Below are 19,875 nucleotides of genomic sequence, written 5' to 3' on the forward strand. Positions count from 1 at the left end.
GTCCCGGGGGCGCTGATGGCGAACCGCCCGGCCGGGTAGTAATGCCGGTCCAGCGTCAGCTCCACCCGGTCGAAGACCGGTGTGCTCAGGCCCCAGGTGTCGGTGCCCGGCTGCACCGGGAACACCCCGAGGGACGACAGCACCATCCACGCCGACATGGTCCCCAGATCGTCGTTCCCGGTCATACCGGCTGGTGTGTCGGTGAACAGCGTCAGCGCCGCGTGCACCACATCGGTCGTCTTCCAGGGACGGCCGGTGGAGAGGTAGGTGTACGGCGCGATCAGGTCCGGCTCGTTCTGCGGGTTGTACTTGTCGGAGTTGTCGTAGTCGTACGGGCCGTTGACCCACACCTCACGGGCGGTCTTCTCCGGATCCCGCAGCAGCTCCCGGTAGGCGAAGAACGCGTCGAGCCGCTCATCGGCCCGGTCCGGGCCGCCGATCAGCTTCAGCATCCCCGGCAGGTCCTGCGGCACCAGCCACTGGTACTGCCAGGACGTGCCTTCGTGGAAGCCCTCGCTCCTGGCCGGGTCGGCCGGGCCGGTGAACGCGCCGTGTGCGTCCCGCGCCCGGAAGAAACCGGTCGAACCGTCGAAGATGTTCCGGTAGTTGCGCGCCCGGGCCGCATACCGGTCGGCGTCCGCCCGGTGCCCCAGATCGCGGGCCATCTGCGCCAGCATCGCGTCCGACAGGGCGTACTCCAGGGTCGCCGAGGCGCCGTGGTCGAAGTCCGAGTCGCCGGGCTTGGGGTGCGGGCGGCCCTTGAGGTACGGCACGAAACCGTCCTTCAGATACGGGGCGTTGGCCTCCCGCCCGACGGCCGGTGAATCCGCCGGCGGCACCCCGTCGGCGTTCTTCTTCAGCGCCGCGTAGGCCTCCTCCTCGTGTCCGGCCAGCAGCCCCTGCTGGTAGGCGTTGGTGAGGAACGGGGTCACCGGGTCGCCGGTCATGATGTTCGTCTCGACCGTGCCGTAGCCCCACTTGGGCAGCCAGCCGCCCTCCTTGCCGACGCGCAGCACCGACAGTGCCATATCGCGCGACTCCCGCGGCGCCAGCAGGGCGAGCAGCTGCGCCTGGGTGCGGTAGGTGTCCCACAAGGACCAGTTCTGGTAGTACGCGGATCCCCCGGACTCCGCGGTGCGGTGGACCCTCCGGTCCCATCCGGTGTAGCGCCCGTCGGCATCGCTGCCGAGGTTCGGCGCGAGGAACGACCGGTAGAGGGAGGAGTAGAAGGTACGGCGCAGCGCCGGGCCGCCACCGCCGACCTTCACCTGGGCCAGCCGCCGCTCCCAGGCGGCGTCCGCGGCGGCCCGTACCCGGTCGAAGGAGCCCCCGCCCTCGGCGCGCAGGTTACCGGCCGCGCCCGCCGCGTCGACGTAGCTGAGGGCGGTGGTCGCCTCGACCGTACGGTCCGCGCGGGTGTCGAAGCGGGCGTAGGCGCCGTGCCGTCCGCTCGCCGTCGACTCCTTCGAACCGGGTGTCACCTTGTCCCCGTCCCAGGTTCCGTAGGACGTGAACGGCCGGTTGAAGCGGGTGAGGGTGTGGACCGTGTACGGCTGGGTGTCCTGGCAGAAACCGCGGCCGGTGATGGCGGTGCGGATGGTGCGGGAGTCCAGCACCTCCACCCGGGTGGAGACCGTCCTGTGCAGCGACTGGCCGGTGTTGAGCAGCACATTGGCCTGATCGGTGGCCGGGAAGGTGTAGCGCTGCCGGCCGGTGCGGGCGGTGGCGGTCAGCTCGGCGGTGATGCCTCCGTAGGAGGTCAGCCGGACGCGGTAGTAGCCGGGGCGGGCCGACTCTTCGTCATGACGGAAGGCGGCCGCGTACGTCGCGTAGTCGGTCTCGGTGATGCCGCCCGTGGTCGGCAGCACCGGCAGATCGCCGCCGAGTTCGCAGCCGACGCCGGAGAGGTGCACCGAGCTGAACCCCCGGATGTGGTCGTCGTCGTAGTCGTAGCCGGTGTTGTGCCCGGTGTCGGGGGAGAGCTGCACCATGCCGAACGGTACGGCGGCACCCGGAAAGGTGTTGCCGTCGTTCCGGCTGCCGATGAACGGGTTGACCAGGCCGGTGAGCGGGCCGCCGGGCGGGGCGCCGGACGGCTCGGCCTGCGCGGCGGGGACCGCGAGTGCGCTCCCGGTCAGCGCGGCCGCCAGCACCACGCCCACGCCGCGCAGCCGGATGTGACGGGGATTCGGCATGGATCCGGACCTCCGGAGAGGGGAGAGTCGACAACGTTGTCGAGCGCGCGCCCATTCTTGGTGACGGGCAGGTGCACGTCAAGGGTGCACGCAAGGGCGGGGCCGCGTCCCGGACCCTGCGCGACATGTCGCGGTCACGTCAAAAATCATGGGAACCTGCCTTGCCCTCTTCCGGGGTGCGTGCCTCAATGGATGCGCGATTCAGGTTGCTGACTCTGCGTCAGGTCCGGCGGGTCCTGGCGTGGTCGGTACGGGTGCCCGACCGCGGGCCCCGCGTGGCTGCCTGTCGTTCCCTCATGCACCCCTCGACGGCCGGTGTCACGGACCTGCCACCCCCACACGAAGGCGGTATCCCCCATGAGGCACATCGGACCGGGCACGTACGGCATGGCTGCGGCGCTCGGCGCGGCGATCGCCCTCGCGGGCACACTGGCGATGGCGCCGGGCGCGGCCGCGGTGACGCCCGGCACCGCCACCCTCTCGTTCGACTGCGGTTCGTACGGCTCGGGCGAGGCGACGCTCACCGCGACCCAGGACGGCACGGCCGCCACGATCGAGGTGTCCACCTCGGCGATCACCTCGCCGATAAAGATCGGTGCGAACTCGGTCGAGTCGACGCTGAAGCTCAAGAACGGCTCGGGCACCACGGAGTTCACCGGCAAGGCCAACCCGGAGATCCCGGCCGGGAGCGCGGTCTCCACCGGGCCGCTGAAGGGTACGGTCGCCGCCGGCGACAAGCTGGAGGCCACATCCCTGACGGTCAGTGTGCTGGGGACCACGGCCACCTGCGACGCCACGTCGGCGCAGTCACCCGGGCCGTTCGAGTTCTGACCGGTCGCTTCCGGCCGGTCCGCGTTCCGTCATCCGGTCCGGCCGCAAGGGGGACCGGCGGGGCATCCGCCCGCCGGTCCCGGTCCGGCCCCCCGGCGTCCGTCTCACCGGTGTCCGGCCCCCGGCGTCCGTCTCACCGCCGGGTTCCGCTCATCCGGAGCTGTCGCTCTTCTCCCGCGCCAGGTTCGAGTGCCGGTAGGAGTACGCGAAGTAGACGACCAGGCCGACCAGGAACCAGACCGCGAAGCGCACCCAGGTCTGCCACTCCAGGAAGGTGATCAGCCACACGGAGAAGCACACGCCGAGCGCCGGCACCACCGGCATACCCGGCGTACGGAAGGTGCGCGGCAGGTCGGGACGCTTGTAGCGGAGGACGATCACCGCGATGCAGACCACCACGAACGCCAACAGGATGCCGATGTTCGTCAGCTCGGCCGCCTCGCCGATCGGCAGAAAGCCCGCGATGACCGCGGAGGCGAAGCCGACGATCCAGGTCACCCGGACCGGCACATGGCGGGTGGGGCTGGTCTTGGCGAACCACTTCGGCAGCAGACCGTCGCGGCTCATCGAGAACCAGACCCGGGTCACCCCGAGCATGAAGGTGAACATGACGGTGAGGATGCCGATGATCGCGCCGACCGCGATGACATCGGCGAGCCCGGTCAGCCCCACCGACTTGAACGCCGACGAGAAACCGCTCTCCGGGTCGATGTCCTGGTAGTTCTGCATTCCCGTCAGCACCAGGCAGGCCAGTACGTACAGCACCATCGAGATCACCAGCGAATAGATGATCGCCCTCGGCATATGGCGCTGGGCGTCCTTGGACTCCTCGGCCGCGGTACTCATCGCGTCATAACCGAAGACGGCGAAGAACACGGTGGCCGCGCCGGTGAACGCCCCGCTCACCCCGAAGGGGAAGAACGGCTGGTAATTCTGCGACTTGATCTGGAAGAAGCCGACGGCGATGACCACCGCGACCACCAGGACCTTCAGGACGACCACGACGGTTTCGAAGCGCGCGGCGTTCTTGATACCGAGGGTCAGCAGATAGGCGATCAGCAGGCAGAGCAGCGCCGCGAACAGGTCGACGCGGTGTCCCGGCCCGGTGCCGGGCGCGCCCAGCATCCAGGCCGGCAGATCGAGGCCCACCTCGCCCAGCAGAAAGCCGAAATAGCCGGAGATGCCGATGGCGACCACCGCGACGATCGCGGTGTATTCGAGTAGCAGATCCCAGCCGATGAACCAGCCGGCCAGCTCACCGAGCACCGCATAGCCGTAGGTGTACGCCGAGCCCGCCTTCGGGATCAGCCCGGCGAATTCCGCGTACGAGAAGGCCGCCGCGGCGCTGGCGACACCCGCGATGAGAAACGAGATCAGGACCGCGGGCCCGGCCTTGCCGTTCGCGACGGTGCCGGCCAGCGTGAAGATTCCGGCGCCGATGATGCCGCCGACACCGATGGCGGTCAGCTGCCACAGGCCGAGTGCCCGGGTGAGCTGCTGGCTCGCGGAGCCCTCCGCCTCCTCGATGTGTTCGATCGGTTTGCGGCGCAATGCGCCCTTTCCCGCGCGCAACCCCATGCGTCAGCCCTCCGTAGGCTCACTCCGTCGTGCTCCAACGGCGGATCATCATGGTCCCTCGCGGGCGCTGGAGGAAGGCGACTCCCTATGCGGGGCCGGACCCGCCGGGAGGCACCCACCGACATGCAGGGAAATACCCGTCAGCCGGCGTCCTCCAGACGGAAGCCGACCTTCAGCCCGACCTGATAGTGGTCGATCTCGCCATTGACGAGATTCCCGCGCACCTCGGTGACCTCGAACCAGTCGAGGTTGCGCAGGGTCTGCGAGGCACGCCTGACGCCATTGCTGATCGCGGCTTCCACACTCCGCTGCGACGTACCGACGATCTCGGTCACGCGATACGTGTGGTCGGTCACGGTGCTCTCCCTGGGCCGGGGCGGCGCTCCGCCCGTCCACCTCCGACCATGCCGCAGACCTGTGCACCTCACCAGCGGAGCACCCCCAACGGCCCCGCGCTCTCCCCAGGTCCCGCACCCTCCCAGGGGCTTGGCGGTCCGGGGCCCATCGGTCTAGGGCACGACGGTGACCGGCCAGCGGCCGGCCTTGACCAGGCGGACCGCGACCGAACCCATGATGCGGTGCCCGGCCGACTCCGACGCGCCCACCACCACCGCGTCGGCCTTGAGCTCGTCGGCCATCTGGACCATGCCGTTGTACGGGTCGCCGCGCAGGGTGTGGAACTCCCAGCGCACGTCGTACGTCCCCTGCACGCGCTCGGTGGCCTCGCGGATCCCGGCCATCAGCTCCTCGGCGACCTCGTTCGTGGTATCCAGCACCGGGGCACCCATCGCCGCCCCGGCCGGCAGCACCGGCTGGACGTAGACCAGCACCAGCTTCGACCCCTGGCGTCTGGCCAGCCCGGACGCGTACGCCGCGGCGCGCCACGACGAGTCGGAGCCGTCGACGCCGACGACGATGACCTTCGGACCGTCCGTTCCGCGCTCGAACCGCGCGGCTGCGTTCTCCTCCACACGGGGAGGCTATCCGTACACGCGTGCTGACGTGGCTCCCGGGTCACCCCGCCGCGCGCCACGGCGGGTACGCCGGACAGGGGTCAGGCGGGGGCCGGCGGCCAGGCTTCCGGCGACAGCACGCCCAGCACATACGCCTTGGCGACCAGCGCGGTACGGCCCTGGACGCGCCAGCGGCGGGCCAGCCGGGTGAGGTGGTAGTTCACCCCGTCGACCGTCAGGCCCAGCGCCGTACCGATCGAGGCCGTGGTGGCGCCGCCGGCTGCGAGCGCCAGGATCCGGGCCTCCACCGGGCTCGCCGCGCCGGGCGGCGCCGCCGGCCGGGCGGTCTCGCGCACCCGCAGCACCGCCAGTAGCGCGGGCGGCTGTCCGGAGGGATCGCCGACCGGGTCCACCGTGAGTTCCCCCTCCCGTCCGGCGCCGTCGGCCCCGGCCCGCCAGTGCACCTCGACCGGGTAGCGGGACCGGCGGCCCAGCCGCAGCGCCTCCTCGATCCGCAGCAGCTGTTCCTGCGCCCGGGGCTTGAACAGGTCCAGCAGATTGCGGCCGCGCAGCTGTCCGGGAGCCGCACCCCACTGCGCGGCCATCGCCGGATTGGCGATCAGCACCACACCGTCGCTCCGGCACACCGCGATCGGGGTGGGGATGCGGTCCAGGAGGATCAGGAAGTAGTTGTGCCACGGGTCACCGCTGTGCGGCGCGGCCAGGTCGTCAGTACAGTCGTCCATTGTCCTTCCTCCGGTCCGCGCGCAAGAGCCCGCAGCGAAAAAACACTGCACAATCATGCAGTTGCCGGGCCGTGAGCCGTGCGCCGGGCCCCGCACGCTGGAGACATGACCGACACTCTCGCGCTCCACAGCGGCGGACGCGCCGCCGATGACAGCATCCCGGTCGCCGACCTCACAGCGGGCGGCCTCACCGACACACCCGTCCAGCAGGCCATGGACCTCGCCCGGGTCCACGGGCCGGTCTTCATACGCAAGGTTGGCGACCGCGAGACGTACTTCCTCAGCTCGCTCGACCTGGTGACCGAGGTCGCCGACGAGACGCGCTTCAGCAAGGGCGTCTCGGTGGTGCTGGAGAACGTCCGGGAGTTCGCCGGCGACGGTCTGTTCACCGCCTACAACGACGAGCCGAACTGGGCCAGGGCGCACGAGGTCCTGATGCCGGCCTTCGCGCTCGGCTCGATGCGTACGTACCACCCCGCGATGCTGCGGGTCGCCCGCCGGGTCATGGCCGCATGGGACCGGAAGGCGGCCGACGGCACACCGGTTCAGGTCGCCGAGGACATGACCCGCATGACGCTCGACACCATCGGACTCGCCGGCTTCGGCTTCGACTTCGCGTCGTTCTCCCGCGGCGAGGAGGCGCACCCGTTCGTCGAGGCCATGGTGCGCTGTCTGGAGTGGAGCATGCGGAAGTTCGCCCGTGACCCGGATGCCGACCACTCGGCGGCGGACGCGGCGTTCCGCGCCGACGCGGACTACCTCGCCTCCGTCGTCGACGAGGTCATCGCCGCCCGTACGGCGAGCGGTGAGACCCGCGACGACGACCTGCTGGGGCTGATGCTCGCCGCCCGCGGCCGGGGCGACGGCGACGGCGGCGGTCCCGGCGGCCCGTCCCTGGATCTCGCCAACATCCGCAACCAGGTCATCACCTTCCTCATCGCCGGCCACGAGACCACCTCGGGCGCACTCTCGTTCGCCCTCCACCACCTCGTCAAGGACCCGCTCGCGCTGCGCATGGTCCAGCGCGAGGCCGATGAGCTGTGGGGCGACCAGGACGACCCCGACCCGTCCTTCGAGGACATCGGCCGGCTGCCGTTCACCCGGCAGGTCCTCAACGAGGCACTGCGGCTGTGGCCCACCGCTGCCGCCTTCAGCCGCCAGGCCCGCGAGGACACCGTGATCGGCGGCCGCTACCCGGTCAAGGCCGGAGAACTGGTCACCGTGCTCACCCCGATGCTGCACCGCGACCCCGCCTGGGGCGACAACCCCGAACTCTTCGACCCGTCCCGCTTCGGCCCGGAGGCCGAGGCGGCCCGCTCACCGCACGCCTACAAGCCGTTCGGCACCGGTGAACGCGCCTGCATCGGGCGGCAGTTCGCGCTGCACGAGGCGACCATGCTGCTCGCCCTGCTCGCGCACCGCTACCGCCTGATCGACCACCGTGACTACCGGCTGCGCATCAAGGAGACCCTGACCCTCAAGCCCGAAGGGTTCACGCTCACCCTGGCCCCCCGGACGCCCGCCGACCGGGCCGCGGTGCGCGCCGCGCTCGGCGTCCTGCCCGGCGCCACCGAGGGCTCCGCGGACGACACCGCCGCCGATGCCGGACTCCCCACCCGGGTCCCCCAGGGCACCGGCCTGCTGCTCCTGCACGGCAGCAACTACGGCACCTGCCGCGAGTTCGCCGAGCGGCTCGCCGACGACGCCACCGGCCTCGGCTTCGAGACCGAGGTGGCGCCGCTGGACACCTGCGCGGGCCGGCTCCCCGCCGACCGTCCCGTCGTCATCGTCGCCGCCTCCTACAACGGGCAGCCCACCGACGACGCGGCCGCGTTCGTCCGCTGGCTGACGACCGCTCCGGACGGCGCCGCCGCGGACCTCCCGTTCGCGGTACTCGGCGTCGGCGACCGCAACTGGGCCGCCACCTACCAGCACGTACCGGCCCTCATCGACGACCGGCTCGGCGCGCTCGGCGGCCAGCGGCTGCTGCCCCGCGCCGAGGCCGACGCCTCGGGCGATCTCCGCGGCACCGTCAAGGAGTTCACCGCCGCGCTCCGCACCCGGCTGCTCAGCCGGTACGGCGACCCGGCCAGTGCCGGTGCCGCCCCCGCCGCCGAGGACACCGGCTACACCGTCACCGAGGTCACCGGCGGCCCGCTGGACGCGCTCGCCGCCCGGCACGGCCTCACCCCGATGACCGTCACCGAGGCCTACGACCTGACGGCGCGGGACTGGCCGCGGCCCAAGCGCTTCCTGCGGCTCGCGCTGCCGGACGGCGTCTCCTACCGCACCGCCGACCACCTCGCCGTCCTGCCCGCCAACGCCCCGGCCACCGTCCAACGGGCGGCCCGCGCGCTGGGCGCCGACCTCGACACCGTCCTCGCGCTCCACCCCGGCCGCCGCCCCGGCCGCGACACCCTCCCCGTCGACCGGCCGCTGACCGTACGCCGGCTCCTCACCCACCACCTGGAGCTGGCGGCGCGGCCCGCACCCGGGCAGGCTGTCGCCCTGCTCGCCCCGCACAACCCCTGTCCGCCCGAGCGGCACGCTCTGGAGAACCTGGACGAGGACGACCCGCGCACCCTGATCGAGCTGATCGAGGACCATCCGGCGCTGCGCGGGGCGCTGCCCTGGCCGGTGGTCCTGGAACTGCTGCCACCGCTGCGCACCCGCACCTACTCCGTGTCGTCCTCACCCGCCACCGACGGACGGCACGCCGACCTGATGGTCTCGCTGCTGCCCGGTGGCACCGGTTCGTCCCATCTGCACACCCTGCGGCCCGGCGACACGGTCCTGGCCCGCGTCCAGCCCTGCCGGGAGGCCTTCCGCCTCGACCCGGACGACGACACCCCGGTCATCCTGGTCGCCGCCGGAACCGGCCTCGCGCCCTTCCGCGGCGCCGTCGCCGACCGCGTCGCCACGGGCCGGACCACCCCCGCCGTGCTGTACTTCGGCTGCGACGACCCGGCCGCGGACTTCCTGCACGCCGCGGAGTTCGCCGCCGCCGAAGCCGCCGGCGCGGTCTCCGTACGCCCTGTCTTCAGCGCGCGTCCGGAGCACGGCCACCGTTACGTCCAGCACCGCATCGCCGCCGAAAGCGCCGAGGTGTGGCAGCTGCTGCGGGCCGGTGCGCGGGTCTATGTGTGCGGCGACGGCAGCCGGATGGCACCGGGCGTACGGGCCGCCTTCCGCGAACTGCACGCCGCGCACACCGGCGCCTCCCCACAGGAGTCCGAGGCCTGGCTGCGCGAACTGACCGCCTCCGGCCGCTATATCGAGGACGTGTACGCGGCGGGCTGACGCGGTGGCGGACGGCCCCGCGGTCCGGCCGGCCCGGGGCCGTACGTACCGTTGGGGTGCGGCCGACCCGGGCCGTACCGTTCACCGGTCGGGCCGGCGCCCGGCCGGCAGCCCGACCAGGGGGGACAACGGCATGACCAAGGCACTGATCATCGGAGGCGGCATCGCGGGCGCGGTGACCGCGATGGCACTGCAGAAGGCCGGTATGGAGTCCGAGATCTTCGAGTCCTACCCGACCGGGGCGGACGACGTCGGCGCCTTCCTCGTCGTCTTCGCCAACGGACTCGAAGCACTCCGGGTGATCGACGCACAGGCTCCGGTCGTCGAGCACTCCTTCCCGGCCCAACGGGTGGCGCTCATCGGCAGCGACGGCGCACGCCTGGGGGAGCGGCCCATCGCGGGCACCGAACAGGGCGCCGGCCTCGGCCCGCGCACCCTGCGCCGGGCCACGCTCTACCAGGTCCTGCACACCGAGGCCGCGCGCCGCGGGATCGCCGTACGGCACGGGAAGCGGCTGACCGGTGCCGAGACCGTGCGCACGGCCGGCGGCACGCGGGTGATCGCCACCTTCGCCGACGGCAGCCGCGCCGAGGGCGACTTCCTCGTCGGCGCGGACGGCCTGCACTCCGTCACCCGCACCCTCATCGACCCGGCCGCGCCGCGCCCGCGCTACACCGGCCAGAACACCGTCTGCGGCTACACCCGGGACGCCGATGTCGCGCTGCCGCCGGAGACCTACACCATGATTCACGGCAGCCGGGCCTTCGTCGGCTGCACCCGTGCCCCCGACGGCGAGATCTGGTGGTTCGCCAACATCCCCGGTACGGAACTGGACCGCGCCCACCCGCCCGCCGCGGCACCCCGGGCCTGGCGCGAACGGCTCGCCGGACTCCTCGCGGACGACGACACGCCGGCCGCCGCCATCGTCCGCGCCACCGACGACCGCATCGTCGCCTCCAACGCCTACGACCTCGCCTCCACCCCGACCTGGCACACCGACACCATGGTCGTCCTCGGCGACGCCGCGCACGCCGCCGCGCCCAACGCCGCCCAGGGCGCCTCCATGGCCATCGAGGACGGCATCGTCCTCGCCAAGTGCCTGCGCGACCATCCGGAGCCGCGGCGCGCCTTCGTCGCGTACGAGCAGCTGCGCCGGGAGCGGGTGGAGAAGGTCGTCGCGGCCAGCGCCGGCCTGGCGCAGCGCATCGCCTCGGGTACGTCCGGGGGCCGCCCGGCCCGTGCGGACGGCGCGGAGCGCGGCGGCCCGGGGGACGGCAACTGGCTGACGGGGTACCGGATCGAGTGGTGAGGGGGGAGGCGCGGCCGGGCCGGGAGGGGACGGGGCGCGGGTCGGTCGTCGTCGCTACTTCCCGCCCGGCTCGCTCAGCCCCCTCCGTCCGGTCCGCCCGCCCGTCCCCGGAAGGTGGACGACGAGCAGGACGATCCCGGCGACCATGATGTTGCGGGCCGCGGCTTCCACGCCGTTCCAGTTCTTGGACTGCCACATCGCGAACCACTCACCGCCGATGGCGAGGAATCCCGCACCGAACAGCACCAGGATCATCAGCAGGCCGATGGTGCTGACCAGGCGGGCCCGGGCGAGGCCGCCGCGCCGTGGCCCGATCGCCCAGAGCACGGTGGCGACGGCCAGGGTCAGCGCGGCGGCGGTCTCCCAGACGATGATCGCCACGTACACGGCGTCCTGCAGCGGCTGCGAGGTGATGGCCCGCCACATCAGGTCCGGGTCCTGGAACGTGGTGTCCATCGCCAGGACATGCCGGACGAACTGCTGGTTGGTGTCGAAGTCGGTGATATTGCCGAAGGCGACGAGGGCGATGTAGAGCGCCACCGTCCCGGTGAGCAGCGTTGCCGCGAGCGACAGTCCGGTACGGACGTGAGGGTCGGCCCCGGGGGCGGCTCCCTTCCCGGCGTCAGCCGTGCTGCCGCCGTGGGTGTTGGTGTGGTCGTCGGTACCGGCCATGTGCGTGCCTTTCCCTGGTCGGCGGTGTCCTCCGGTGTGTGTCCCGCTTCCGCCGACCCCGTGGTCCTGATCGTGGTCAACTTCCGTACGCTACTCCCCATTCGACCGCACGATCGACCAGTCGAGTGAATATGCGGTTCCGCATGGCCGGACGGCCGGAGCCGAGGACCACAGGAAAGCGGGGAGCATGAACGGGAAGCGGTGCGTGGGGACGGTAGCCGCCGCGGCGGCGGCGATGATGGCGGTGAGCGGGCCGGCGAGCGCCGAACCGGCCGCCCTGACCTACGGAACCAGCACGTCCGTGGGCGTCCACAACGCCTACGAGAAGGAGAAGTACCCGTACTTCGCGGACGCGCTGGACTCCGGCGCCGCGCTGCTCGAACTCGACCTCTGGACCAATGGACTGGGCAGGTCCTGGCGGGTCTCGCACGGCAACCCGATGGGCAACAAGAACAACTGCGAGGGCGCCGCGAACCCTTCGGAGCTCCGCACCAAGAGCCGTGACCAGGACTTCGGCGGCTGCCTCGCGGACATGAAGGCCTGGCACGACGCGCACCCGGGCCACCGTCCGATCCTGGTCAAGGTCGAGCTGAAGGACGGATTCAACGCCAAGGGCGGCCGTGGTCCGGCCGAATTCGACGCACTGGTGCGGCAGAAGCTGGGCGACGCGGTGTACGGGCCGGGCGAGCTCACCGCCGGGCACGCCACGCCCGACGAGGCGGTGCGGTCCGGGGGCTGGCCCGCCCGGGCCGAGCTGGCCGGGAAGTTCCTCTTCGAGCTGATACCCGGCACGGTGGAGGAGAGCAATCCGCTCGACAAGCTGTGGACGGACGTCGAGTACGCGACGTACCTGAAGGACCTCGCCGGGCAGGGGCGGCTGGCCCGGTCGACGGCCTTCCCCGCGGTGCACGGGGCGGCGCCCGGCGACCCGCGGGACCGCTACGCGGACCCGGCGCTGCGCCCGTGGTTCGTGGTCTTCGACGGGGACGCCGCGACCTACCTGAACGGGTCCATCGACACCGCCTGGTACCACGCCCGGCACTACCTCCTCGTGATGACCGACGCGCACAAGGTTCCCCCGGTGATCGACGGCACCCGGCCCACCGAGGCCGAGGCGCTGGCCAGGGTCGGCCAACTCGCCTCCGCGCACGCCAGCTTCGCCACCGCCGACTGGTATCCGCTGCCGTCCGTCCTCAGGACCGTGGTGCCACGCGGGGCCTGACGCCCGGCGTGGGGACGGAGCCCGTGGCCGCGCGCCGGTAGAGCGCGGCCACGGCCCCGCCGAACCGGCTGCTGTACGAGGTGAGGTCGTCACCGCCCTCGTCGAGGCCGCCGATCACCCCGATCAGCGTTCCGGTCCCGGTGGCCGGATCGAGATCGGTGAGCCACGGCCCGCCGCTGGTGCCGTTGGGGAACCCCGGGCAGGAGAAGCGCAGCTGCGTCGGGCTCTCGGCGTCCGCGGTGTGCCGGCAGCCGACCGGTGTGTCCCGGTCGGCGGGGTAGCCGGTCAGCAGCGCCGGGCGCCCGGCCGGGGCGCCGAACCGGATCCGTTCGGCGCCGGTGAGGTCCTCGATCCGGCCGCCGGCCGGGCCGTACCTGCGGACGCGCAGGAACGCCACATCGCGGTCCGGGTCCCGGTCGCTGATCCAGCGCGGATCGACGTGGACCCGGGTGGGCACCCACAGGCCGTACGGCGCGATCCCGTCGTGCAGGCCGGGAGCGAAGACGAGCCGGGTGCGGAACCCGCCGTCGTGCACGCAGTGCGCCGCGGTGGCGACGAGGTCCCCGGCGGGGGAGTGCACCACGCTCGCGGTGCAGTGGTGGACCGGATCGCCGTCGCCGTCGGGTGCGAAGAGCGGGCCGACGGCCGGCGCGGGCGCGGCCGGGGCCGCCGCCGGCGGCCGGGACAGCGGCGGCGGGACCACCGGCGGAACCGGCGGCGCGGCGGTCCTTCCGCCCTCGTGCCGGGCCGTCACGGGCGGTCCGGGCCGCTCCTCGTACGGACCCGCGAGCACCGCCGCGGCCGCCTGGTCGCCGTCGGCCCGGGTCGCGCGGTAGGAGCCGGTGGCACGGTCCCCGGCGGCCAGGTACGGATCGCGCAGCGGCAGGGTCAGCGCGAGCGCGGTGCTGCCGACGACGGCGGTCAGTGCCCCCAGCGCCACGGTCACCCGCAGCGGGATGGCGGGCCGGGCGCGGCGGGTGTGCGTTTCCACGGTGTGATCTTCCCCGACCTTGCGGTGCCCCGCACGTTGTCGGCGTTCCCGCCGTGGTGGTTGCTCGCCGTTGCGTCGGCGCGGCGCCCTGTACGTTTTTGGCGTTTCTCGCCGTCTCTCCCCCACTGCCTTAAGGGCGTGGGAGGTACCCCCAGCGGCGCTGTTGCCGCTGCGCGGGGCTGTACGTCACGGGTGCGGCCCTCCGGACTGGCGTCCTGCGGGCCGCACCCTCCCGTGGGTGGGGGGGAAGAAGACCGGTGGGGGCGGAGGTGAGGGGTCAGGCGCGGGCCGTGGACAGTGACAGGGCGTAGCGGTCCGCGGTGTCCGTCCACCAGTGGGTCAACTCCAGGCCCGCGTGGGCGAGTTCCTTTTCGACGCGGGCCCTGCGGAATTTCGCCGAGACCTCGGTGCGCAGGTCCTCGCCCGCCTCGAAGGCGACGGCCAGGTCCGCGCCGGGGATCTTCACGGTCAGGTCCCGGCGGGCCCGCAGCCGCATCTCGATCCACTCGTTCTCGGCGTTCCACAGGGCGACGTGGTCGAAGTCCGCGGGGTCGAAGTCGCCGTCCAGTTCGCGGTTGATGACCTCCAGTACGTTCTTGTTGAACGCGGCCGTCACACCCCGCGGATCGTCGTACGCGGCGACCAGCGTGGCTTCGTCCTTGACCAGGTCGGTGCCGAGGAGCAGGGCGTCGCCCGGGGACAGCAGGGCGCGGACGGTGCGCAGGAAGGCGGCGCGCTCGTCGGGGAGGAGATTGCCGATGGTGCCGCCGAGGAACGCCAGCAGCCGCGGGCCGGGCGTGCCGGGGAGCTCGATGCCCTGCTCGAAGTCGGCGACCAGTGCGTGCACGGTCAGCCCGGGGTGCTCGGCGAGCAGCGCCTCGCCGGCGGCGGCCAGTGCGGATTCGCTGACGTCGACGGGGACATAGCTGTGCAGTCCGGTGAGCGCGCCGATGAGGTGGCGGGTCTTGTCGGACGATCCGGAGCCCAGCTCGATCAGGGTGCGGGCGCCGGTGGCGGCGGCGATGCGGCCGGCGTGGGTGAGCAGGATCTCCCGCTCGGCGCGGGTCGGGTAGTAGCCGGGGAGCTGGGTGATCTCTTCGAACAGGTCGCTGCCGCGGGCGTCGTAGAACCACTTGGGCGGCAGCTGTTTGGGCGTGCGGGACAGGCCCTGGACGACATCGGCGCGCAGCGCGGCCGCGGTGGCGTCGGCGGGGAGGGTGCGGGTGATGCTGAGGGGGGTCACGTAGCGGGCTCCTTGAGCGGGGTGTGGAGGACTTCGGTCCGGGTGGCGCGCAGCAGCGTGCGGTCCGGGACCTCGGTCCAGTGGGGTGAATCGTCGTGGGGTTCGGCGGCCACCACCCGGCCGCCGCCGGGGACGGCCAGGTGGAACAGGGTGTCGCCCCAGGCGGTGGCGGCGATGGTGGTGCCGTCGGTGAGCAGCAGGTTGAGCCGGGAGCCGGGCGCGGCCGCGGCGACGGCCCGTACGGTGTCGGCCAGCGCCTCCCCGGGCTCGTCGCCGCGTGCGAGCCGGTGGTGGACCAGGGCCCAGAGGAACGCCGCGTCGCAGCGGGCCTGCAGGCCGAGCAGCTCCTCCGGCGGCAGTTCGGCGGCCAGGGGCGCGAGGGCGCCGGGCCAGCCGGTCACCGCGCCGTTGTGGCTGAAGAGGTAGCGGCCGGCGGTGAACGGCGCGGCCGCCGCCTCGGCGTCCGGGCCGGCCACGGTGGCGTCGCGTACGGCGGCCAGCAGCGCGCCGGTGCGGACCACGCGTCCCAGGTCGAGCAGTTGTTCATCGGCCCAGATCGGCCCGGCCCGCCGGTACCGGGCGGGCACCGGGTCGCCGGGCGCGTACCAGCCGACACCGAATCCGTCCGCGTTGACCGTGCCGTGCCGCTGGCGGCGCGGCGCCCAGGACTGCCGGTACAGGCTGTGCGGCGGGGTGAGCACGATCCGGCCGAAGGGGATCTCCGGTCCCAGGTAGGCGAGGTGGCGGCACATCAGGCCATGACCTCCCGGGCGGACGGGGTCATCCGGCCACCTCCGGACCGGCGTCGCGGGCGGTCCGGAAGCCGGCGAAGATCTGCCGCCGGACCGGCAGGTCCCAGTTGCGGAAGGTGCCCCGGCAGGCGACCGGGCCGACCGCGAACGACCCGCCGCGCAGGACCTTGTACCGGTCGCCGAAGAACACCTCCGAGTACTCGCGGTAGGGGAAGGCGGCGAAGCCCGGGTACGGGAGGAAGCCGCTCGCCGTCCACTCCCAGACGTCTCCGATCAACTGGCGTACCCCGAGGGGGGACGCGCCGTCGCGGTAGCTGCCGACCGGGGCGGGCCGCAGATGCCGCTGGCCGAGGTTGGCGTGCCCGGGGGCGGGGTCCTGGTCGCCCCAGGGATAGCGGGTCGACCGCCCGGTCGACGGGTCGTACCGGGCGGCCTTCTCCCACTCGGCCTCGGTCGGCAGCCGCCGCCCGGCCCAGCGGGCGTAGGCGTCCGCCTCGTACCAGCTGACGTGGAGCACTGGCTCGTCCGGCGGGACCGGTTCGGTCACCCCGAATCTGCGGCGCAGCCACTGGCGGCCGTCCCGCTTCCAGAACAGCGGGGCGCGCAGGGTGTGTTCCTGGACCTGGACCCAGCCATCCGGGGTCCACCAGCGAGGGTCCCGGTAGCCGCCGGCCTCGATGAACCGTTGGTAGGCGCCGTTGCTGACCGGTGTGGTGTCGATCAGGAACGGGGGGACCAGCCGGCGATGTGCGGGCCGTTCGTTGTCCAGAGCCCAGGGCTCGGTGGACGTGCCCATGATGAACGGACCGCCGGGGACGAGGACTTCGGCGGCCAGGACGTCCACGTCGGCCACCGGCGGCTCCGCCTCGCCGAGCACCGGGGACCCGCGACGGAGCTGGTGCGTGATCAGCATGGTCTCGTCGTGCTGCTGCTCGTGCTGGGCGATCATGCCGAAGGCGAAGCCGGCGTCCAGCAGCGGGCCGCCGTGGAGCGGGGTGTGCTCCAGGACGTCCAGTACCCGGCCACGTACCTCGGTGAGGTAGGCGTGCGCCTCGTCGGGTGCCAGCAGCGGCAGTGCGGGGCGCTCGGCGCGCGGATGCTCGAAGGCGTCGTAGACGGAGTCGATGTCCGGCCGCAGCGGGTCACGGCCGCCGACGGTGCGCAGCAGCCACTGCTCCTCCTGGTTGCCGATGTGTGCCAGGTCCCACACCAGGGGGGACATCAACGGGGAGTGCTGGGCGACGAGATCGGGGGGTTCGACGCAGCTGGTCAGCAGGTGGGTGCGGGCACGGGCGGCGAGCAGCGCCGAGGCCGCCCGCTCCCGGAGGAGTTCGGGATCGGTGGTCACGGGCTCTCCTTCTCCGGCACGAGTGCGTGCTCTGCGGCGCGCGGGGCGTCGAGGTAGTCGTCCGCCGGACAGCGGCCGCGCGCCACGTAGCGTTCGGCGAACTCCGCGACCGCCGCGCGTACCCGGGGGGAGGCGCCGAGCCGGGGCAGTGCCTCCTGTGCGGCGGCGAAGCAGCCCACCGCCGCGGTGTGCAGCTCCGGATCGGTCAGCGCCCGGCGGGCCGCCCGCCGCCACAGCGGGTTGCGCGGGGCCGGCCGCTGCCCCGCCGTTTCGGCGAGGGGTTTGACGAGGCGGTAGGCGCGCTCGGTGGCCTCCGGGTCGTCGAACAGCGCGGCTGTGACGGCCAGTGGTACCACCCATCCCGCGTCGCCCGGCTGCGCGTCGATCATGCGCAGCTCCAGGTGGCCGCGTGGCCGGACCGGCGGGAAGAGCGTGGTGACGTGGTAGTCGAGGTCCTCCTTGGTGGGCGGCCGGGGCGTGCCGGTACGGATCCATTCGCGGAAGGTGAGCCCCTCCGGCGCGTCCCAGCTTCCGTTCTCGGTGCGGACGCACATCACGGGAGCGTCCAGGGCGTAGCGGGTCCATGCGTCGCGTGGACCGGATCCCTGCGGCGGCGCGAGGGTACGGTCCGGGTCCATCCGGGACCAGACGGCCTGCCGGGTGCTGCGGTAGCCGGTGGGACAGCCCTCGCTGGTGGGCGAGTTGGCGAACGCCGCGGTCAGCACCGCGCCGAGCAGATGCGCCAGCAGCCAGCGCCGGCCCAGCCCGAGCGGCCCCGGCTCCTCGTGCCCGGCATCCACGCAGACCTGCACGGACGCCGTGGCACACATCATGTGGCGGCCGGCGGAGCCCCAGCGGTCGAAGTACGCCTCCATGGCGTCGTAGCGCGGGTCGTGCAGGACCCGTCGCGGGGCGTGCCACGGATTGTGGCCGTGACCGGCCATGCCCAGCCCCCGGGCCAGCAGGGCGGGGCGGACCAGCGCCAGATCGGCCGACATGGCCTCGACGCACTCGGTGAGGGAGGTGGCGGGCAGCGAGCTGAGCTCCAGCTGGCCGCCGGGTTCGAAGGTCAGGGGGGAGGTGAGGGGGAGGGCGCGCAGGGCGTCGGCCGCTTCGTGCAGCCGGTCCGGTGCGACCGGACATCGGGGGTGCCGGGTGTCGTGGAGGAGCCATTCGAGCTCGACGCCGATGAGGCGCGGCGGACCCGTCTTGAAGCATATTCCGTGTAGGTGAGCTTCCAGTTCCGCTTCCGATACCGCGGGCCGTACGGGCATGGAACCCCTCTCCCTGGTGGGGACGGCGGCAGGATTGCCGCCCTCCACCTAATAGGGTGCGGGGCGCCGCACTCAAGGGGACGTCGCAGTACGGCCGGTCGGGTGACGGGAACGCGCCCCGCCGTCGCGGGCTCCGTGGGCGGCCGGCGTCACTGCCGGTAGCCCGCCAGGAAGCGGCCGATCCGGCAGATCGCGGCGTCGAGATCGTCGGCGTACGGCAGGGTGAGGATGCGGAAGTGGTCCGGGCGGGGCCAGTTGAAACCGGTGCCCTGGACGACCTGAATCTTCTCCCGCAGGAGGAGGTCCAGGACGAACTTCTCGTCGTCGTGGATCTTGTGTACGGCCGGGTCCAGGCGGGGGAAGGCGTACAGCGCGCCCTTGGGTTTGACGCAGGAGACACCGGGGATCTCGTTGAGCCGCTCCCAGGCCCGGTCGCGCTGCTCGCGCAGCCGGCCGCCGGGCAGCACCAGCTCCTTGATGGACTGCCGGCCACCGAGCGCCGCCTGGATCGCGTACTGGGCGGGCGCGTTCGGGCACAGCCGCATCGAGGCGAGGGTCCCCAGGCCCTCCAGGTAGTCGGCGGCGTGCTGCTTGGGGCCGGAGACCACCAGCCAGCCGGAGCGGAAACCGGCCACGCGGTAGGACTTGGACAGCCCGCTGAAGGTCAGGCACACCAGGTCGGGGGCGAGGACCGCAGAGTGGTGGTGGACCTCGCCGTCGTAGAGGATGCGGTCGTAGATCTCGTCGGCGAAGACCATCAGCTGGTGGCGCCGGGCCAGATCGAGCATGCCCTCCAGCAGCTCGCGCGGATAGACCGCGCCGGTGGGGTTGTTGGGGTTGATGATGACCAGTGCCCGGGTCCGGTCGGTGATTTTCGAGGCGAGGTCGTCGAGGTCCGGCAGCCAGTCGGCGGACTCGTCGCACAGGTAGTGCACGGCCTTGCCGCCGGCGAGGGTGGTGACCGCCGTCCAGAGGGGGAAGTCGGGGGCCGGGATGAGGACCTCGTCGCCGTCGTCCAGCAGCGCCTGCACCGCCATGGAGACCAGTTCGGAGACGCCGTTGCCCAGGTAGATGTCGTCGACACCGACGTCGGGCAGCCCCGCCCGCTGGTAGTGCTGGGCCACCGCGCGGCGGGCCGGGAGGATGCCGCGGGAGTCCGTATAGCCGTGTGCGCGGGAGAGGTTGCGCATCATGTCCTGGAGGATCTCCTCGGGACACTCGAAGCCGAACAGCGCGGGGTTGCCGGTGTTCAGCCGCAGCACGCTGTGCCCGGCCTCCTCCAGCGCGTCGGCGTGCTCGATCACCGGTCCGCGGATCTCGTAGCAGACGTCGTTCAGTTTGCTGGACTGCTTGAACTGCATGCGGCGGCCTCCCGGTCCCCTCGCTCACCGCTCGGCGCGGCGAGCACTCGCAAACACCGTACTTGGTTTTACCAAGTGTGGACTTGGAAAGTCCAACTTC

General features: G+C 72.5%; 16 protein-coding genes. 4 read left to right on the plus strand and 12 right to left on the minus strand.

Annotated features, from left to right (window positions below):
- The coding region (locus AZE13_RS21265; RefSeq protein WP_079124250.1) for a GH92 family glycosyl hydrolase at positions 1–2,195 on the minus strand (2,195 nt) is incomplete at its 3' end.
- A 357-nt stretch (positions 2,196–2,552) separates the two neighbouring features.
- Between AZE13_RS21265 and AZE13_RS21270 the strand changes: the two genes are divergently transcribed.
- The gene (locus AZE13_RS21270) at positions 2,553–3,026 is read left to right on the plus strand and encodes a hypothetical protein (RefSeq protein ID WP_066934217.1); all 474 of its coding nucleotides are present in this window, start codon (positions 2,553–2,555) and stop codon (positions 3,024–3,026) included.
- A 150-nt stretch (positions 3,027–3,176) separates the two neighbouring features.
- Here AZE13_RS21270 and AZE13_RS21275 read toward each other — a convergent pair whose 3' ends face one another.
- The 4 genes from AZE13_RS21275 to AZE13_RS21290 all read right to left on the minus strand — a co-directional run bounded on the left by AZE13_RS21275 (position 3,177) and on the right by AZE13_RS21290 (position 6,303).
- A complete protein-coding gene (locus AZE13_RS21275; RefSeq protein WP_066934220.1) occupies positions 3,177–4,604 on the minus strand; it encodes an amino acid permease in 1,428 nt (475 codons plus the stop codon).
- Positions 4,605–4,744: 140 nt separating this feature from the next.
- The gene (locus tag AZE13_RS21280) at positions 4,745–4,960 is read right to left on the minus strand and encodes a dodecin (protein WP_066934222.1); all 216 of its coding nucleotides are present in this window, start codon (positions 4,958–4,960) and stop codon (positions 4,745–4,747) included.
- A gap of 153 nt (positions 4,961–5,113) precedes the next feature.
- A complete protein-coding gene (locus AZE13_RS21285) occupies positions 5,114–5,575 on the minus strand; it encodes a universal stress protein (protein ID WP_066934225.1) in 462 nt (153 codons plus the stop codon).
- Positions 5,576–5,658: 83 nt separating this feature from the next.
- Positions 5,659–6,303 (minus strand): PAS domain-containing protein, encoded by a 645-nt coding sequence (locus tag AZE13_RS21290; RefSeq protein WP_066934228.1) that lies wholly within the window; start codon positions 6,301–6,303, stop codon positions 5,659–5,661.
- Between the two features lie 105 nt (positions 6,304–6,408).
- Here AZE13_RS21290 and AZE13_RS21295 point away from each other — a divergent pair, with 105 nt between their 5' ends.
- The gene (locus AZE13_RS21295; protein WP_066934231.1) at positions 6,409–9,603 is read left to right on the plus strand and encodes a cytochrome P450; all 3,195 of its coding nucleotides are present in this window, start codon (positions 6,409–6,411) and stop codon (positions 9,601–9,603) included.
- A 133-nt stretch (positions 9,604–9,736) separates the two neighbouring features.
- The gene (locus tag AZE13_RS21300) at positions 9,737–10,912 is read left to right on the plus strand and encodes an FAD-dependent monooxygenase (RefSeq protein ID WP_066934528.1); all 1,176 of its coding nucleotides are present in this window, start codon (positions 9,737–9,739) and stop codon (positions 10,910–10,912) included.
- 54 nt (positions 10,913–10,966) lie between these two features.
- Here AZE13_RS21300 and AZE13_RS21305 read toward each other — a convergent pair whose 3' ends face one another.
- The gene (locus AZE13_RS21305; RefSeq protein WP_079124220.1) at positions 10,967–11,584 is read right to left on the minus strand and encodes a DUF2165 domain-containing protein; all 618 of its coding nucleotides are present in this window, start codon (positions 11,582–11,584) and stop codon (positions 10,967–10,969) included.
- Positions 11,585–11,771: 187 nt separating this feature from the next.
- Between AZE13_RS21305 and AZE13_RS21310 the strand changes: the two genes are divergently transcribed.
- Positions 11,772–12,806 carry a phosphatidylinositol-specific phospholipase C domain-containing protein gene (locus AZE13_RS21310; RefSeq protein ID WP_066934234.1) on the plus strand — a complete coding sequence of 345 codons (1,035 nt, stop codon included), beginning with the start codon at positions 11,772–11,774 and terminating at the stop codon, positions 12,804–12,806.
- Here the strand turns inward: AZE13_RS21310 and AZE13_RS21315 are convergent.
- The 6 genes from AZE13_RS21315 to AZE13_RS21340 form a co-directional block, all read right to left on the minus strand.
- Positions 12,778–13,797 (minus strand): trypsin-like serine peptidase, encoded by a 1,020-nt coding sequence (locus AZE13_RS21315; protein WP_258527910.1) that lies wholly within the window; start codon positions 13,795–13,797, stop codon positions 12,778–12,780. The genes AZE13_RS21310 and AZE13_RS21315 overlap by 29 nt on opposite strands.
- A gap of 277 nt (positions 13,798–14,074) precedes the next feature.
- Entirely contained in the window at positions 14,075–15,040 is a 966-nt protein-coding gene (egtD, locus tag AZE13_RS21320; RefSeq protein WP_066934237.1) for an L-histidine N(alpha)-methyltransferase, read from the minus strand.
- The gene (gene egtC, locus AZE13_RS21325; RefSeq protein ID WP_066934240.1) at positions 15,037–15,792 is read right to left on the minus strand and encodes an ergothioneine biosynthesis protein EgtC; all 756 of its coding nucleotides are present in this window, start codon (positions 15,790–15,792) and stop codon (positions 15,037–15,039) included. The genes egtD and egtC overlap by 4 nt, the downstream gene beginning before the upstream one ends.
- Before the next feature lie 28 nt (positions 15,793–15,820).
- A complete protein-coding gene (gene egtB, locus AZE13_RS21330) occupies positions 15,821–17,140 on the minus strand; it encodes an ergothioneine biosynthesis protein EgtB (protein WP_066934243.1) in 1,320 nt (439 codons plus the stop codon).
- Positions 17,137–18,414, minus strand: a complete 1,278-nt coding sequence (gene egtA / locus AZE13_RS21335; protein WP_066934246.1) for an ergothioneine biosynthesis glutamate--cysteine ligase EgtA — start codon at positions 18,412–18,414, stop codon at positions 17,137–17,139. Before egtA ends, egtB begins: the two co-directional genes overlap by 4 nt.
- A 149-nt stretch (positions 18,415–18,563) precedes the next feature.
- A complete protein-coding gene (locus AZE13_RS21340; protein ID WP_066934249.1) occupies positions 18,564–19,775 on the minus strand; it encodes a pyridoxal phosphate-dependent aminotransferase in 1,212 nt (403 codons plus the stop codon).
- Between the last annotated feature and the right edge of the window lie 100 nt (positions 19,776–19,875).

Origin of the sequence: Streptomyces sp. NBRC 110611 (genome assembly GCF_001590865.1) — a bacterium.
Classification (GTDB): domain Bacteria; phylum Actinomycetota; class Actinomycetes; order Streptomycetales; family Streptomycetaceae; genus Streptomyces.